This is a genomic window from Candidatus Kuenenia stuttgartiensis, assembly GCF_900232105.1.
GTDB lineage: Bacteria > Planctomycetota > Brocadiia > Brocadiales > Brocadiaceae > Kuenenia > Kuenenia stuttgartiensis_A.
Map to the genome: position 1 here is coordinate 1,978,389 of NZ_LT934425.1, position 16,820 is coordinate 1,995,208.

The following is a 16,820-nucleotide window of genomic DNA, read 5'->3' on the forward strand; positions in this document are numbered from 1 at the left end:
ATTGGAATTTTTCAAAAAACCAAAGTGTTACAAAAAAATGTATTTTGACAGTTAAAGATAATGAATATATGTAACTATTCAGCGTAATTTATTAAACTACCGGAGATCAGAGCGCAACTCGTTCCCAAACCTTGTACTGAACATAGTGAAGTATCTGTTTGGGAACGAGCCGTGTATCGTTTATGCTGAATAGTTACATTAATGCAAGAAAGAGAGAGACTTTTCGCGCTGCATTTATAGCGGGAAACCAATGTTACATGATTGCAAACCATTCAAAGACGTGCGCTTTTATAACCTTCGGCTGCAAGGTAAATCAGTATGAAACACAGGCGCTTCGGGAATCCCTTATCGCAAAGGGATTTATGGAAATATCCCCTGAAATGGCGGCAGATGTTTATGTAATCAATACATGTACGGTAACTTCTGCAAGCGATGAGAAATCCCGTAATTATATAAAACGCCTGAAGAAGAAAAGCCCGAAGTCCTCCATTGTCGTCACCGGCTGTTATGCGGAATCAGACGCCGCGGCAATAAAGAAAATCGACGGCGTTAGCCATGTCATTACAAAGGCAGATGAATCATCCCTGGCAGAAATCATCGTCGGAAACGATGATCCTTGTATCCCGCAAATCACTTCATTACCGCCATACCTTTTACAAAACAATACGTTCCAAAAAGATTCGATTTACCGCCTGAATATCAGCCGTTTTCATGGGCATACCAGGGCATTTTTGAAAATAGAAGACGGTTGTGACATGTACTGCTCATATTGCATCATTCCTTATGTTCGCGGCGCAATCAAGAGCAGGAAATGGCAGGATATTCATGACGAGGCAAAACGCCTTATCCATAATGGCTACAAAGAAATCGTACTCACGGGAATTCACCTTGGCGCCTATGGCAAAGAAATGTCTGACGGCATTTCACTTGTAAAAATTCTTGAAAGGTTGAGCGAATTTTCCGGTTTGGGAAGGATCCGATTAAGTTCTATTGAAGTAAACGAAATAACTCCGGAACTCATGCACCTCATTGCAGAGAGAAAAACCATATGCCCCCACCTTCACATTCCATTACAAAGCGGCGATGACCTGATTCTCAAAAGAATGAACCGGAAATACACTGCTGCTTACTATCAGGAAATTCTGGACACTATTCGCTCAAACATCAAATTACCCGCCATTACTACGGATGTCATGGTCGGTTTCCCGGGGGAAACGGAGAGGCACTTTCAAAATACTGTTGATTTTTGCACGAAGGCAGGCTACAGCCGCATGCATATATTCCCGTTTAGCATAAGAAAAGGGACGCCTGCCGCAAGTATGCAAAACCACTGTGCTTCACCGAGTATCACACAAAGGAAAGACCTGCTGAAGGCGCATGCCGACACGCTGTCATATGCGTACAAAAAACAATTTCTTAATCATATTGGCGAAGTACTTGTTGAATGGGAAAGAGATGCGAAGACGAATAAATTATGTGGATATACGGAGAGATATATAAAGGTGCTCTTCGATGGCCCTGATACACTGAAAAATTCCATTGTGCCGGTACAGATAGAAAGGATTGAGCGGTCGGATGTTTTTGGCAAACTTAATAATTAACTACTCAATAAGCAGTCGGCGGTCTACAGTCGGCAATCAGCAATAAGCAGCCGGCAATCCTTTGTCCCCCGCTGGCGGGGGTGCAGTGGGTGGAAATTGTAGACTGTAGATTGCCGACTGTGGATTGTAAAAAGGACTCCTGTATGAGATATTTATTCATTGTAATTATATTTTTCACCTGTACTTTTTGCCCCTCCCTTTTATTTGCGTTGCCAGCAGATGATGTTGTTCCTCTGGTGGACCAGGAGTACTATTTTCACGTACACAGGGCGATGAAAGACGCCAAAAACTCCATTTTTTGCGTTATGTACTCTGCAAACATCAACCCGAAATACCCGAAAAGCAAGGAATATCAACTGCTGGATGGGCTTGTCGACGCTCATAAACGAGGCGTAGCCGTAACGGTAATATTTGAAAAAAACATTGCCTTCTGGGAAAAAGGAGCCAAGGGCAAAACGGTGGAAAAAAAGAGTCCGAAGGCATACGAGTTTCTCAAAGAAAAGGGTGTTCCTGTTTTTTACGACAGTGTTAAAAATATCACTCATAGCAAAATACTGGTTATCGATAATTACGTCACCATTCTTGGTAGTACAAACTGGACGTACAGCGCCTTGAATAAAAACCACGAGGCCTCCGTCCTGATCAAGTCCAGGAGCGTAGCGGAGTCTTTTCTTGCGAAACTCAATAAGATCCCAAGGGATTAACCGAGACTGCTTATTGATCATAAATGGCGCTTGTTTAGAATTTCAAATCATTTTGTCATTAGAATTTGTTTCCTACTTCGTATTTCGAATTTCACGAGTATCTTATTTCACCATTAAATATTTTGACAAAAATGCAAAGATATTACTGATAAGCACAAAGCCCTCCCCACTATGTTTCATTATTATCGACGGCAAATCTCTTTTTCATCGAAAACATTTTACAATAAAAGCGAATTGATAGTATAATGACACGCATGGAAAATGTTACCCAATGGAACCTAATTTTTACCGGGCTTGAAGGTTTTGGCCTCCGTGCGATGGTGTTTATAATTGCAATAGCGATTCTCTTTTTTTCATGGTCGAGCATCAAAAATATCCGGCCTGTTTCCCGGCGCATACTCTTATTTTCTTTACGGCTGGCAGGAACCCTGCTGATAGTCCTTCTCCTTTTTCAACCACACCTGGAGCAAAAAGAGGTATTGAAGCTGAAAAATAAGGTGGTTTGCCTTCTCGATGCTTCGAAAAGCATGTCTCTTAAATGCGGAGATATTGCGGTTACCCGGGCACAGTTGCTTGATAATTTTTTTACGGAGAATGATGCTTTTTTCAAGGAACTGCAAAGTTCTTTTGACGTAAATTTCTTCACTTTTTCCGATATCCCAACGGAAACCTCCTATAAAGATATCAGGACGGGTATTACTCCAGATGGAGAAGATACGGATTTTGCGCAAACTCTGAAATATTTACAACAACGTTACAAAGACGATAATGTGAAGGCTTTTTTCCTTTTTTCAGACGGGAAAGACACGGTGGAACGCCCGGCGAATGTAAATGCCTCGGAGGTTATAGCAGGCATTGCAAGAGAATTTTCTTCCCCCTTTTTTACCTTTGCACCCGCAGAGAATATGGAGGCAAGAGATGTTGCTTTAAGCAGCATTTCCTACAACACATTTACTTTTGCGCGAAACCCATGGAAGGTAGACGCCACGATAAAGGTGATGGGATACAACAACCTGAAACTACCCGTTACGCTTAAAGAAGGGAGCGACATTATTTCTACAAAGGTTATCACTGCCAATGAAGAAGGTGAATACAACGTCACCCTCTCATTTACTCCATACAAAACAGGAACCTTTCTTTATACCGTATCGATTCCCGTTCAGCCGAAGGAAGCAATTACTGAAAATAATCAGGTAAGCTTTCTTGTTAAGATAGTGCGGGACAAGATCAGGGTAATGCATGTTTGCGGAAGGCCCTCATGGGACGAACGTTTTTTGAGACAAGCGCTGAAGAACGACCCGAACATTGACCTTGTTTCTTTTTTCATCCTGCGGACGCCGAATGATATTTCCAACGCAAGCAATGATGAACTCAGCCTTATTCCCTTCCCCGTGGACGAACTCTTCACAGAGGTACTTAACAGTTTTGACCTGGTGATATTTCAAAACTTTGACTACCGCCCTTACGATTCCCCGATATACCGGTTTTCTTACTATTTAAGCAACATTGAAACATTCGTAAAGGACCATGGCGGCGGCTTTCTCATGATGGGGGGGGACTTGTCTTTTACACAGGGAGGGTATGACGGCACCTCTATAGAAGAAATTCTGCCGGTTTACCTTACGTCCGGCAAAGACCTTACGGAAACAGCCGGATTACGCGCAGCTCTTACAGAAAACGGACAACGACACCCAGTGACAACCCTTGATATAAATAACGACAGAAACCTCTCCATATGGGAAAATCTCCCGGAACTTGATGGCTGTAATATTACGACACAACCAAAGGCTGACGCTGTAGTATTGGCCACATATCCATCACAGGGAGAGCCTCCACTCATTGCTGTTCGCGATGTCGGGGAGGGAAGATGCATGGCTATTACCGCCGATTCCCTTTGGCGATGGAATTTTCTATCAGTGGGGAGAGGGGGCAGCAACAGATATTATATGAAATTCTGGCAAAATACCATCAAATGGCTTATTAAAGACCCCCTGTTTAACCCAATTCATATAACAATAAACAAGGACACGTTCCTTCCGCAGGAAGAAGTACAGGTAAATATAAAGGTTTTGGAAAAAAGCTACCAGCCATGGGAAGGGGTGCATTTGGAGATAGACGTCACAAACGAATTTACCGGTAAAAGCATTTTCATTAACAAAGGAATAACCGGGCGCGACGGACAATATACCTTTAATTTTAAATACGAAGAGGAAGGGTTTTATATTATCAAAACAATTGCAAAAAATGAGAGCGGGGAGATCGGGCAGGAACATACCGTGTTTAATATTATGAAAGCGGATAAAGAATTTAAGGACACTTCGATCGAAAGGGAATTGCTTATGAAATTGGCGGAGGTTTCCGGGGGCAAATATTTCAATTTGCCCCAAAAGGATATCAGGGGAAAAATTTCCATAGAAAATCCGCCCATTACGAAACTTGTCGGAAAAAAGCAAATCTCCCTCTGGGACAAGGGGTACGTTTTTGTGATTATTATATCAATCGTGTCCTTTGATTGGTGGATAAGAAAACGCAGCGGCCTAAGCTGAACTCCATGCATTTGCAGTAAATCCAGGACCAATAAGGGGTATGATGTGTAGTGGCAAGGGGCGTGCCTTGCCATTGCAGGATGGAAAATAGCATGATCCCTGTTTTTACGATCCTCGTTCCTACGCTCTGCATTCCGGTAATTTAATAAATTCCGCTGAATAAATACGAGTATTCATAAAAATAAGAAAGGGAAAAAATATGAAAAAATGTATGTCTATGTTCGGAGGTTCTTTTTTATTTACCTTAATTATATGTACCCCTTTTGCCTTTGCTGCCGGCGTGGAAAAAGTAAATCTGGGCATATATGGCGCTCAGGTACAGGATATTACATCATATGATAATTCAGGCACAACGGAAATTCTTATTGGTATTGATAGCATCAAAGGGGTATACAAATGGAATACGAGTACTTCTTTTTCATGGGAAGCGGTCACTTATCCCGATATCACCGGCAAGTGTTCAGAGATTGAAGCAAACCTTGTATCCGGCTATGAAAATGATATTTATGCGATCATCAGCGACAGTACCGGCGCCTCACAAATATATGCAAGCGACAGCGGTGGCAGTTACGGAAGCTGGGTTAATATTGCAACCGTTATTCCTGCTCCAGGGGTATTAACTGCCCATAGTTCAGGCTTATACGCCGGCACTTATCAGGGGGATGTTTACAGAAATACCGGTGGAACCGGCAATCCGTTTACCTTGCTGTATTCTTTTGGCTCCGGTTCAGAAATCACCTCTCTTTCTGTCTATGATGCGGATACTATGTTTGTTATGGTAAGAACCGGAGGCAGCATTGTAACGCCATATAAATTGGACGGTTCGCCTTTAATTGCAACTGCACTTACACTGCCATCAAGTCCTGCATCCGGTTCAGGTTCCGTTGCGGTTGAAATAATCGGCGTAGACCCTACAGACGTTAACACTATTTTCATCGCAGGCGGCTCAGCAAACCCTCAGGTTTATAAGACAACAACCGGGGACTCCCCCTGGACTTCTTCATGGGATTTTGAAAGTTCCGGCGCTGATAATTTTCCGGGAGGATTCCCTCAATATATTAGATTTAATAACAACCGTGTCTTTATCAGCGCTTCTGTATTGGACGGTGCATCAGGTTCATGGTCTCATGCGCCGATCCTTTCCTCAACGGTTGGTTCATATACCGTTGATACCCATGTTAATGACGGGGCATTAGATATTAATCCCAATGATACAACCAACATTTACATGGCAACTGACTGGGCTATTGGAGAGCTTAATTATAATTCAGGCACATGGACCGCCGTCTCGGAAGTTGGAAATAACAATGGCATAGAAGGGGTTGTCTTAAATGATATAGATTTCTATGAATACTCTTCCACCCATAAAGAACTATGGATTGCCTCAAAAAGCGGCGTTGGCAGGGCAGTCAATTTCGACCCCACAGATTCCTTATCAACAGCAAGTTCTTCAGACTGGATTTTTCCTATGTTTCCTGAGACTGACGGGCCTCCGGTAACGGAAGTAACCATAAATCCAAATGACCCCTCAATAGTATTCGTAGGTAATAATGCGGGAAGGGTTTATGTGACAACAACAGGCACATCCACTTCACCGGCATGGGCAAAGGTATTCCAGGCAGAAGATCATACCGGCGAGTTTGGTTCTACACGCCCGGAGCATTCAAATATTACCGCAATTGGTTTTGTGCCTTCCGTCTGCAACAGGATATACATTGCAGGCACAAACTGGGAAACCGGAGCAAACGGGGGAATATTTTATAGTGACGATGACGGCATTACCTGGACGGCCGATACCATAAACAGCACTGGCGCAACTATTGATTTTCCGGTAAATACACTTTGGGTAACTGACAGTGAAGTCTGGGCTGGAGTTGGCGGGGAAAACAGTGCGGAAACAGGACTTCGCTGGAGGCTTTCCGTATGCTTAACCAATAGTTTCTGGGAGCCATCTACCGGAACAAATATTGATAATGAAGTTGTAACGTCCATAGACGGAACTACGATCTCCGGGGATGTAACAGTTTATATTGCAACAAAAGGGGGCGTTTACAAGGGAGAAAAACCTTCGGGCAGTTCTGCATGGACATGGCAAACGGTAACCCCTTCTTCCGCAACATCCACTGATTTCACCTCTGTTACGGTCAACCCTTCCGATGCTAACAATGCATATGCTGCAGTGGGTAATTGTATTTATGAAACCACAGACGGCGGCGTTACATGGACTATTTTTGGCTCGTCCTGCAGCGATTCACATGAAGATGTTAACGTATTGATATTTGACGATATTCTGGCAGGTACGGCAATCGGATTGTTTTCTTACAGCAGTAACGATACAACTCCAACTCCAACACAAACGCCAACCCTTACCCCAGATATACCTGCCAGCCCTACTCCAAGAACAACACCCACACTTACGCCTACAACAACTCCAAAAGAAGAGTGCCAGGCTGATTCCATGCAGGTTTCATCTGATAAAACTTCATTATTTGTTGGAGAAGTCAAGGACGTATATGTAAAAATCACAGGAAATGACAACTGCCTTGTCGAAGGCGCCAGTATTAAAGCAAAGGTGACAAAGGGCAAGCGGTTATTAAACCTGTCATCCAGGAAAGAAACTACTGATGCAAACGGAGAAGCTGTTTTTGCGATAACCGCCAACAAAAGTGGCAAAGCAAAAGTTATGTTTAAGTCGAACAATCTGAAGAAAAAAATATCCGTAACAATAGAGGAAGATTAACCACTCAAGTCAAAAGTGAAAGTGAGGCTTTCACTCTGGCTTTATCTCTCACTCCGAAGGGCTGCTACGTGGTTAAGAGCGTGTTTACTGCGAGGTTGCTTCGGAAAAAGACCCTCGCAATGACATGCTGGATCCCTCGCAATGACAAGGTGGTTAAACTCTCTTTGGTCACGGCTTTGCCGCACTATATATTTAATGGCGAAATCCCCTATGTATGAATCCGAAGAGCAATTTAATGAAAGGTTTTTTGCAGCATGCCGCCTGTATTAAAAATAGCGTTACGCGCCATATTAAGGAATAAATTACGCTCCTCACTTACAATACTTGGTATCGTTATCGGAGTGGGGGCGGTAATTGTCATGGTAGGTATCGGACAGGGTGCGAAGGACTTGATTGAGAAACAAATAGAAAGCCTGGGCACAAACGTACTCATTATTATCCCTGTCAGCACTTCTCACACCGCCGCCAGGGGAACGGAAGGAACCATTACCCTCACTGCGGAAGACGTAGCGGCAATAGCGAAGGAATGCCGGGAGGTAAGCCATGTATCGGCGAATTTACGAACGGCTTCCCAGGTGGTATATGGAAACCAAAACTGGTCAACAAGCATTGTAGGCATTCACCCGGATTATCAGATTATACGGAACTGGGAGCTGGAGGCAGGCAGGTTTATCAGATCGCAGGACGTCAAGATAATGGCAAAGGTATGCGTATTGGGGCAAACGGTTGTCGTGAATTTATTCGGGTCTCTCGACCCGGTGGGCAGGTGGATACGCATTAACAATATCCCGTTCAAAGTAATTGGTGTATTAAAGGCGAAAGGGCAGTCTCCGATGGGTACAGACCAGGACGATACCGTGCTTATGCCGTATACCACCGTTCAGAGAAAGATTATGGGCGTTACACATGTTAGCGCTATCCTTGCTTCTTCGTATACCGCGACGGGACGTTTCAGGGCTATCGGGCAGATTACCGATCTGTTGCGAGAGCGCCACCGGCTGCGGGCTGGGGATGAAGATGACTTCCGGATTATCAGCCAGGTCGAATATGCATCCACAATGACGGAAACCAGCCGCACAATGACCATACTGCTGGGGAGTATCGCGTCTGTTTCTTTAGTTGTGGGAGGTATCGGGATAATGAATATCATGCTTGTCTCCACCACCGAAAGAACGAGGGAAATAGGCATCAGGATGGCGGTTGGGGCGAAGGAAAGGGATATCCTTCTTCAATTTCTGATAGAGGCGACAGTATTGAGTTCCATCGGCGGGATTATCGGCGTAATCTCCGGCATTGTCTTTTCAAATGCTATTTCACTTTACGGTGGATGGCCTTCGATGCTCACCCCATTGCCAGTGGCAATAGCATTTCTCTTCTCCAATATAGTAGGTATATTTTTTGGATACTATCCCGCAAGAAAGGCGTCAAGGCTGAATCCTATTGAAGCGCTCAGGTACGAATAAGAAATGTTACAAAATGTTCAACATTCAACTCTCAAATTGTCGCTCATGTGCATTTAACATTGAACATTGAACTAAGCCTGTATCCAAACCCCACACGAACAAACAACGTTTGTCCGTGCCACCCATGTTGCACAAAAATATGTATGACAATTTCCAAAAAACTAAAGTGCTACGCAAAAAGATATTTTTTGCTTATAATAGCCGTCTATGAAAAAAGAGTTCCATTCAAAAGGCACATACGTAAGATTGTTATGCTACCTGAAGCCATATTGGCGGAGGGTGATTGTCATTCTGCTGCTTTCAATAATCAGCGCTTTTGTTGCCGTGTTGCCTATTCAAATATTGGGGATAGCGGTTGATGAAATAAGAATGGCGGACCGCCATGCTAATAGGAATGTAGAGACAACGCATGCGTTGTCTCTACCCGCACAAAAGGCAAACATGTCTGGCGATGAACCGGTTCTTAAAAAGAAATATTCCATTCCCGTTGCAAAACCGTTGCTGAAAATGTCAGGATATATTCATAACCATTGGTTCCTGGAGTATAATTACATTATGGTTACGCTCGTATTCCTTGCCTCGGGTTTTCTCGTGTTGCACGCAATAAGCAGTTGTATATCACTGGCGCATGGGTATATTACCTCGGAGCTTGGACAGCGGCTTGTGTATGACATGCGGAATCAGCTTTATGGCCATATCCAGCGATTCCCACTAAGTTATTTCGAAAATAACAAAACCGGCGACATTATGAGCAGAATTATGAACGATGTGAATTCACTGGAACAGGCGATTGTGGGTCCGGTGATTACGTTCATTACCGATATGTTCAAATTCTTCTGGATTATTTATTTTTGCATGAAACTGGATTGGCAGCTTACCAGCATCGTTTTGTTTGTATGTCCTTTTATTTCACTCTGTACCTATAGTTTCGGGAAAAGAATCAGAAGGATTTTCCGCTCGTTACGCGAAAAGACGGGCGATCTTAATGCACTTATTCAGGACAATATATCCGGTATTCGTGTCATAGCGGGTTTCGCGAAAGAGACGGAAGAACTGGAACGTTTTAAACACAAAAACTACGAGAACTACTTTCTTCACGTCCGCATTCTTAGGCTTGTGAATACCCTGCGGCCGGCGGTTGATTTAATAACGGAGACCGGCGCAGTGGCTGTTATCTGTCTGGGAGGATACAAGGTGCTGCAGGGGCAGCTTTCTGCGGGAACGTTTGTTATTTTCTTTCCCTACCTGCAAATGATGTATGGTCCTATTACCGGGCTGACGCGGTTTTATAATCAGGTGCAGCGCGCTATTGCATCAACCGAACGTGTTTTTGAAGCGCTTGATACGCCCGTAGAATTGCAAGACGCTCCGGATGCCCTGCCATTGCCTGTGGTACAGGGATTTGTGGAATTCAAACATGTACACTTTATGTACGGGAAGGACAAAGAGGTGTTAACGGATATTAATATAACTGCATGCCCTGGCCAAATGATTGCCTTTGTAGGGCCTAGCGGGAGCGGAAAGACCACGCTGACCAAACTGCTGCCACGGTTTTATGACCCGGTAAAGGGGGACATATTTATTGATGGGTATAATATAAAAAACGTCACCCTGCATTCTCTGCGAAAACAAATGGCGATGGTGCTTCAGGAAACCTTTCTTTTTAACGACACGGTAAGAACAAACATCGCTTACGCAAGATCGGACGCTTCGGATAAAGACGTTGAATATGCTGCGAAAGCTGCAAATGCGCACGACTTTATCATGCAGCTCCCGAATGGTTACTATTCCATTATAGGAGAGCGTGGGGTAAAACTTTCAGGTGGACAGAAACAACGCATCGCAATCGCGCGGGCCATCCTTGCAAATCCCAGAATACTGATCCTGGACGAAGCTACTTCCTCCGTAGATACGGAAACGGAACAGCTCATCCAGAATGCCATCTACCGGTTGATAAAAAACAGAACAACCTTTATTATTGCCCACAGATTATCAACGATTCTCCATGCAGACAGGATTGTTGTTTTGGAAAATGGAAGGATCGTCGAGGCAGGTCTTCATCAGGAACTTCTTGCGAATAATGGACTGTACAAAAAGCTCTTTGAGATGCAATTCGATACTCAGGAAAAAATAAAACCGAAACCAGAAACCGAAACCGGAGAAGACATGAAAAACCCCGAACCGGTCATAGATATAGAAGAACTCCGGCAAACCATGGAATGGTAGAAAAAGAGTAACACTTTAGTTTTTTAAAAAATGTATTACCTATAAGCTCCGTAGGAGCAGCCTGTTTGTAGCAAAATAGAATATTATAACAGATCGTAGAGACAGGTTTGAAACCTGTCTCTGCAATTAGGAGCGACCTGTCTCTTGTAAATCCATATTAAACAGGTCTGCCTGAATACGTACAGGCCGCTCCTACGGAGCTATTTACTCTATTGAATTTTATTGTGCTACAAACAGACCGCCCCTAACGGGGCGACATGGTATTTTTTCTATACCGTGAATTTTTCAAAAAGCTGAAATGTTACGAAAAAGGGGATAAATCTTGCATACTTACCAAATTTTTTAAAACAAACTGATTTTACTTTTACAACAGTAGTCATGTTCGAATTAAAATAACAGCATATCGAAGCTATCAATCGTTGCTTTGCTGTATATTCCAGAATTGAGCAAGTGGTTCTCTGTGGCTCCCGTGCTATAGGAAATTACAAGGATGGCTCTGATATTGATTTGACAATTTTGACTTTGAAAAATCGCAAATATCTAATATCTAGCAGGTTAGGTAGAACTATTTGTTATAGTCTTTTTTTGATAATCAGGTTTAAGAATTAAGGAAATGGGTTTTTGTGTCTTTAATGCGCTTACTTTTAATATTGAAAAACCAATAACTTCTCCATCCTTATCTACTTTTTCCATAACAGCATCATTCTCAGTTTCTTTAAAAAAACCTTCTTTCCTATCAAACAACACTTCAAGGTAATCCCCTTCCTGGTCGTACCATACTTTTATTTCTCTTCCCATAATATTCCCCCCTTTTTTATTGTATCTGTAAAGTATGCAGTAATAATAAATGAGTCATCAATTCATGATTTTATGACAACACCGAGATATTTTTCGGTAACAGGGGTTCTGGAGTATTTTTTGTAAAACAACTCTACTTCATTATCCGTTTTCGATCTTACGATCATGAAAGGATTTTTAAGTGTGTCCTTTATTTTATCATATTGATTTAGCATTTCAGGATGATCTTGTTCAATATGGTCTTTTCTGTCACCAGTAAATCTTATAGTTCGATTCTGGTAATCTTTAATGATTTCTATTTTATTTTTATTATTTTAGGCCCATAACGTTCAAATTGAGGGGCTGCGCACTTTTGCGCAGTCCCTCTCGAATACAGGGTTATACACAGGTTTAATAGCCAGCATTTCATTGCCACCTCGCTGAAACTCGTAAGGAACACGCTTGACCTCAACGCCGAAGCCGTGATTCTCAAGGTGTTTGCTCACAAAATCAAGGTGGGATGATGGCGTGCTATCGAGCGCAAGCAGTGGAAACACACGCACTTCGCGAGCAACACGCAACATTTCTTGAAGAGCCTGAAGATGAAACTCCGCCGATAAGTGGGCGCTGTACAAAAATAGAAAATGAGACGATAAGGCGATGTCGAATTGTCCGCTTTTGAAAGGTAACGACGGTAACTCCCCTGCAATGTATCGGCCTTCCTGTTTTCCTGTTTCGAAGTCAGCAAGGAAAATTTCCATTGCTGACATGCGAACATTCCCGGGTTGTTCCACTGACGGAATAGCTCTCCCCCAAACGTAGTCGTTTTTGTTCTTGCGCATTTGTGTCATCACGGCTTCATACGTATCAGAGACGCGGCTTCTAATCTGCGCAGTATCAAAAACATAGATCGGATCGACTGAGACGACGTTACCACCGCGCTTGCTCAGTGCGGAATTGAATGCGGCAGGGCCATCACCGCAGCCGAGAATATGAAGCACCAGATCGCCCTCTGTGAGGCCGAACATGCGGATGTATTCGTCATACGAACGCCCCCACGGTACAACTTTGTCGAGCGTAAATCCCATAAATGGCCTGCCTGTCTAACGGTTAAAATCACTGGCCGGCTCCGGTGTGTTAAAGAAAAAAACGTGCTGCTAGTTCCGGTCAAGTGCATTTTTTTGTTAGCTGAATCACGTTAATATACTCAGCAATTTATAGGATTCCTCAAGTAAAACCCGTCTACATGCGACATCCTTAACGTCTTTAAGTTCAGTGAAGATTTCAACATATCGGTTTCTGATCTTTATGAATTCTGAAGAGTTATAGAGTTGTGAGATCCATTTGATTTCTGTAACGGACAAATTGTCAAGGATTTGCGAGGGTGTATATTCAAAATAATCGCTTTCGCAGTCGTTTGAAGAGTGCCATATGTTGTATTCAGGTATCTCTATACCAATGATTTTTGGTATAAAGTATAAATTTGAAAGCATTAATTCAGCTAATTTGATTTTTGCTTCACCAGCTTTACCCATTTGATACAGCATGATTGCCCAACATAATAGTTGAATCGGTTCTCCGCTATCATCTGGGAATTCATTCTCGTACCATTCAATGTATGTCGATGATTTTTTCAGATCACCGAGTAAAAAATAAAGACAGAAAAGCAAATATCTTTTACCAGCACCGTCATTGATTGAACCATAAGTTTTCTTTTCTTTATTCAAGGAGCTTTTATAACTTGAAATGTGCTGTTTAATCTTTTTTTCTGTATCTGGAATATTCATATATGTTTTACTTTCTTCCTTTTATAGGTTTTCAGCCAACGTCGCAAATCAGCCGCGCCGCTTTTTGGCGTCGGCCGAATTTGCCTTGTTATGTTCTTTTTTTCCAGTGCCGTGGATGACGACTGCCATGCATAACGGCAAGTACCACAACCGAGTCTTCATCGACTCGATAAAATATCCCAAAAGGAAATCGGCGCACTACAGCACGGCGACTTTGCCTATGCACTACGGGGTAAATATTCGGATTTTCTGAGATTGTATCTAATGCAACAAGAACGTCATCAAGAAACTCTTGGCCAAGACCTTTACGTTGCCTATCATACCACGTCGCAGCATCTTCAATATCTGCTTCAGCTTCTGGTCGAAGATAAACCTTAAGACTCACAATCGTTTCCTAATGTCAGATATTGCTTCACCGGCTAAGCGGCCTTTAAGTCGTTCCGATTCGTAAGCATTCAAGCGTCGGTCAAGTTCCTCTTTTTGTTCATCGGTTAATGGCAATGCCGCTTGATCAGTAGCAATGCTATCCCAGATATCCTCAACCAGTCTTATCCTCTCTTCAATCGGGAGATTACGTAAATAAGCTGTCATCGTTACTTCCTCCGTTTATATTTTAACAGTATTTGACTCACAATATTTTGAAACAGGACCATTGATTATCACAATCAATTGCCCTGATGGCTTGAGAAAAACACTATTATCAGGTAAAATTGTCGCGTAGTTTTTAAAAAATTACTTTATAATTTTATTTCTTATACATTGTAGGATAGGAGAAAAAGATGTCAAACAAAAAAGGGGGAGGTTGCCAGATGAAGCGAAAGATATAATGAGGCTTAAGCATTATTATATCCATCCATAAAGAACGATCATACGGTGATTGGATCAAACGATATATTCAATACCACTGAATGACCGGTAGAGTGACCGAAACAGCTTTCGCTTGCATTTTTACAATCGCAAAGTAAAATGAAACATCCATGGCCTAAAAGTCACAGAGTGAAGTGAAAATAAATAATCCACAGATTACTTGGCGCGGCCTTTGGCCGCAACCAAATTCGAAATACGAATGTCGAAATATGAAACAAGTTCAAATGACAAAAAACCCAATACTCCAAACTTTACGTAAGCCTCATCTAATCAATGTCTTACGGTTGTGTAGTTTGAAAAACTAGCATAAAAAACAAGAAGTTGATGGATAGTAGTACGGATTTCTACAGATCAGGAGAAGATTAAAGAAGTTTTTTATCTGTTGTGAGATCTTTGAATGCGGTAGTTTTTCATAAAACATGACGATAGTGATACACGGGAATCCGGCGAATAAAATGCCCGTGAGTTTTCAGTATGAAGCGCTGTATATGGAAAGGGACTTGCGTTAAATCATCTTTGGTGATATATGAAGAAGGCAAAGTTTTACCCGTATTGAAATACAGTATAAGAAAGCTTTGATAAAAGCAAAGAATTGATTGTTTACGAAAATTTATAAACGTTGAGAATGAAACATGAACGTAGAAACCGATAAGAAATCAGGATATGTATTTAAAGCCCCCAGAGGCACTGAAGATGTTTTGCCAGGCAATTGGGATTTGTGGAAGAAACTGGAGGAGGCGGGCCGTCAGGAGTTCGAATTATGCGGATACTATGAAATCCGCACCCCGGTTTTTGAAGACACGCGCCTTTTTGTAAGAAGCATAGGCGAGGCGACTGATATTGTGGAAAAAGAGATGTATACCTTTTCAGACAGTGAAGATTCGAGCATAACATTGCGTCCTGAAAATACCGCGCCTGTTATGCGGGCATATCTGGAATATGAACTGCACAAAACAAAAAAATTTCAAAAGTACTATTACATCGGTCCGCAATTCAGGAAAGAACGCCCTCAGGCAGGCAGACTTCGCCAGTTCCACCAGATGGGGATAGAAGCGGTTGGCGCAAACGACCCATTACTCGACGTAGAAACGATTGGTGTTGCAGTGAGGATTTTTGAGCGTATCGGGTTGAAAGGTTACAATGTGAAGATCAATTCAATAGGTTGTAATGAATGCAGGCCGGTATTCAGAAATATCATAAAGGACATCCTCTGCGAGCGCGAGACTGCATTATGCGAACTTTGCCAATCACGGCTTCACAGGAATGTATTTCGTATACTTGATTGCAAGAATGAAAAATGCAAGGAAGTAACACATCAACTGCCGCCTGTGAATGACTATCTCTGTGAAGAATGCCGTATTCATGCAAATAGCGTCAGAGAAGCCTTGGTGGGAATAGGCATCCCTTATATTGCGGATGCGCATCTTGTGAGAGGGTTGGATTACTATACGAAAACGGTTTTCGAAATTACCCATTCTTCATTAGGTGCCCGCGATGCAATCTGCGCCGGCGGGAGGTACGACAATCTGATCGCCGATATGGGAGGGCCTTCCATCGGTGCTGTCGGGTTTGCGATAGGAATGGAGGCAACTATTCTTGCGATGCAAAATGTATTAAACAAAAAAAAACAGCCTGTTCATCTCGAAATTAACGAGCCTGCGCCAACGGTTTACATCGTTTCTATCGACAAGGAGATCAAAAAGCATTGCTTTTACCTGCTCAACCTTTTGAGAAAGTCCGGTATTTCCGCGGATCTGGATTATGAAGGGAGGAGTCCGAAGGCACAAATGCGTGTTGCAAATAAACTGGGGGTAAAATACGTTCTGGTGCTGGGGCCTGATGAATTGGAAAGGGGTAATGTTAAGGTAAAAATAATGGAAACGGGCGAAGAGGTTATCGTAAGGCAGGATGAGATACTCAATTGGTTCCTTCAAAAACGATAAACCGGCAAGCGCAATTTAGTCTCACGTCCGTAGTTAAAGAATAGCAAGACACGCGATACAGCAAAAAGGAATTTTTAGATAAAGATCAACGGTATTGCAACCCTCTCTTCACAACAAAAATCCCGCCCTGAATCTTCCTTGCAATAAAGACACATTATTTTTTTTC

13 protein-coding genes are annotated in these 16,820 nt (G+C 42.6%); 8 read left to right on the forward strand and 5 right to left on the reverse strand.

Translation table 11 applies throughout. From position 1 onward, the window contains the following. Positions 1 to 182: 182 nt before the first annotated feature. The 7 genes from mtaB (at position 183) to KSMBR1_RS23375 (ending at position 11,889) form a co-directional block, all read left to right on the forward strand. The gene (gene mtaB / locus KSMBR1_RS09100; protein WP_099325041.1) at positions 183 to 1,601 is read left to right on the forward strand and encodes a tRNA (N(6)-L-threonylcarbamoyladenosine(37)-C(2))-methylthiotransferase MtaB; all 1,419 of its coding nucleotides are present in this window, start codon (positions 183 to 185) and stop codon (positions 1,599 to 1,601) included. A gap of 143 nt (positions 1,602 to 1,744) precedes the next feature. Next, positions 1,745 to 2,305, forward strand: coding sequence for a phospholipase D-like domain-containing protein (locus KSMBR1_RS09105; RefSeq protein ID WP_099325042.1), 561 nt, complete (start codon positions 1,745 to 1,747; stop codon positions 2,303 to 2,305). Positions 2,306 to 2,559: 254 nt separating this feature from the next. Further along, positions 2,560 to 4,851 carry a glutamine amidotransferase gene (locus tag KSMBR1_RS09110; RefSeq protein ID WP_172953481.1) on the forward strand — a complete coding sequence of 764 codons (2,292 nt, stop codon included), beginning with the start codon at positions 2,560 to 2,562 and terminating at the stop codon, positions 4,849 to 4,851. A 199-nt stretch (positions 4,852 to 5,050) separates the two neighbouring features. Continuing rightward, complete coding sequence (locus tag KSMBR1_RS09115) at positions 5,051 to 7,591, forward strand: sialidase family protein (RefSeq protein ID WP_099325044.1); 2,541 nt, start codon at positions 5,051 to 5,053, stop codon at positions 7,589 to 7,591. A 254-nt stretch (positions 7,592 to 7,845) separates the two neighbouring features. After that, a complete protein-coding gene (locus KSMBR1_RS09120; RefSeq protein WP_099325045.1) occupies positions 7,846 to 9,054 on the forward strand; it encodes an ABC transporter permease in 1,209 nt (402 codons plus the stop codon). Positions 9,055 to 9,261: 207 nt separating this feature from the next. Continuing rightward, positions 9,262 to 11,280 (forward strand): ABC transporter ATP-binding protein, encoded by a 2,019-nt coding sequence (locus KSMBR1_RS09125; protein WP_099325046.1) that lies wholly within the window; start codon positions 9,262 to 9,264, stop codon positions 11,278 to 11,280. A 411-nt stretch (positions 11,281 to 11,691) separates the two neighbouring features. Next, the gene (locus KSMBR1_RS23375; RefSeq protein WP_419469888.1) at positions 11,692 to 11,889 is read left to right on the forward strand and encodes a nucleotidyltransferase domain-containing protein; all 198 of its coding nucleotides are present in this window, start codon (positions 11,692 to 11,694) and stop codon (positions 11,887 to 11,889) included. On the opposite strand, the gene KSMBR1_RS09135 is transcribed toward KSMBR1_RS23375, so the two are convergent. The 5 genes from KSMBR1_RS09135 to KSMBR1_RS09160 form a co-directional block, all read right to left on the reverse strand. Further along, the gene (locus KSMBR1_RS09135; protein ID WP_099325048.1) at positions 11,836 to 12,078 is read right to left on the reverse strand and encodes a DUF2283 domain-containing protein; all 243 of its coding nucleotides are present in this window, start codon (positions 12,076 to 12,078) and stop codon (positions 11,836 to 11,838) included. The genes KSMBR1_RS23375 and KSMBR1_RS09135 overlap by 54 nt on opposite strands. A gap of 329 nt (positions 12,079 to 12,407) precedes the next feature. Continuing rightward, complete coding sequence (locus KSMBR1_RS09145; RefSeq protein WP_099325049.1) at positions 12,408 to 13,145, reverse strand: malonyl-ACP O-methyltransferase BioC; 738 nt, start codon at positions 13,143 to 13,145, stop codon at positions 12,408 to 12,410. Positions 13,146 to 13,250: 105 nt separating this feature from the next. Then, on the reverse strand, positions 13,251 to 13,844 hold the full coding sequence (locus tag KSMBR1_RS09150) for a hypothetical protein (protein ID WP_099325050.1): 594 nt from the start codon (positions 13,842 to 13,844) through the stop codon (positions 13,251 to 13,253). 88 nt (positions 13,845 to 13,932) lie between these two features. Further along, entirely contained in the window at positions 13,933 to 14,229 is a 297-nt protein-coding gene (locus tag KSMBR1_RS09155; RefSeq protein ID WP_099325051.1) for a type II toxin-antitoxin system RelE/ParE family toxin, read from the reverse strand. Continuing rightward, positions 14,226 to 14,435: an addiction module protein gene (locus KSMBR1_RS09160; protein WP_099325052.1), complete on the reverse strand. Its 210-nt coding sequence runs from the start codon at positions 14,433 to 14,435 to the stop codon at positions 14,226 to 14,228. Before KSMBR1_RS09160 ends, KSMBR1_RS09155 begins: the two co-directional genes overlap by 4 nt. 908 nt (positions 14,436 to 15,343) lie before the next feature. Between KSMBR1_RS09160 and hisS the strand changes: the two genes are divergently transcribed. After that, the gene (gene hisS, locus KSMBR1_RS09165) at positions 15,344 to 16,654 is read left to right on the forward strand and encodes a histidine--tRNA ligase (RefSeq protein ID WP_099325053.1); all 1,311 of its coding nucleotides are present in this window, start codon (positions 15,344 to 15,346) and stop codon (positions 16,652 to 16,654) included. The last annotated feature ends 166 nt before the right edge of the window (positions 16,655 to 16,820 follow it).

Bases quoted from the DNA above. Each gene is read 5' to 3' on its own strand.
- KSMBR1_RS09105 (WP_099325042.1), top strand. From the start codon at position 1,745: ATGAGATATTTATTCATTGTAATTATATTTTTCACCTGTACTTTTTGC.
- KSMBR1_RS09135 (WP_099325048.1), bottom strand. From the start codon at position 12,078: ATGGGAAGAGAAATAAAAGTATGGTACGACCAGGAAGGGGATTACCTT.
- KSMBR1_RS09125 (WP_099325046.1), top strand. From the start codon at position 9,262: ATGAAAAAAGAGTTCCATTCAAAAGGCACATACGTAAGATTGTTATGC.
- mtaB (WP_099325041.1), top strand. From the start codon at position 183: ATGCTGAATAGTTACATTAATGCAAGAAAGAGAGAGACTTTTCGCGCT.
- KSMBR1_RS09110 (WP_172953481.1), top strand. From the start codon at position 2,560: ATGGAAAATGTTACCCAATGGAACCTAATTTTTACCGGGCTTGAAGGT.
- KSMBR1_RS09150 (WP_099325050.1), bottom strand. From the start codon at position 13,844: ATGAATATTCCAGATACAGAAAAAAAGATTAAACAGCACATTTCAAGT.
- hisS (WP_099325053.1), top strand. From the start codon at position 15,344: ATGAACGTAGAAACCGATAAGAAATCAGGATATGTATTTAAAGCCCCC.
- KSMBR1_RS09145 (WP_099325049.1), bottom strand. From the start codon at position 13,145: ATGGGATTTACGCTCGACAAAGTTGTACCGTGGGGGCGTTCGTATGAC.
- KSMBR1_RS09120 (WP_099325045.1), top strand. From the start codon at position 7,846: ATGCCGCCTGTATTAAAAATAGCGTTACGCGCCATATTAAGGAATAAA.
- KSMBR1_RS09160 (WP_099325052.1), bottom strand. From the start codon at position 14,435: ATGACAGCTTATTTACGTAATCTCCCGATTGAAGAGAGGATAAGACTG.
- KSMBR1_RS09115 (WP_099325044.1), top strand. From the start codon at position 5,051: ATGAAAAAATGTATGTCTATGTTCGGAGGTTCTTTTTTATTTACCTTA.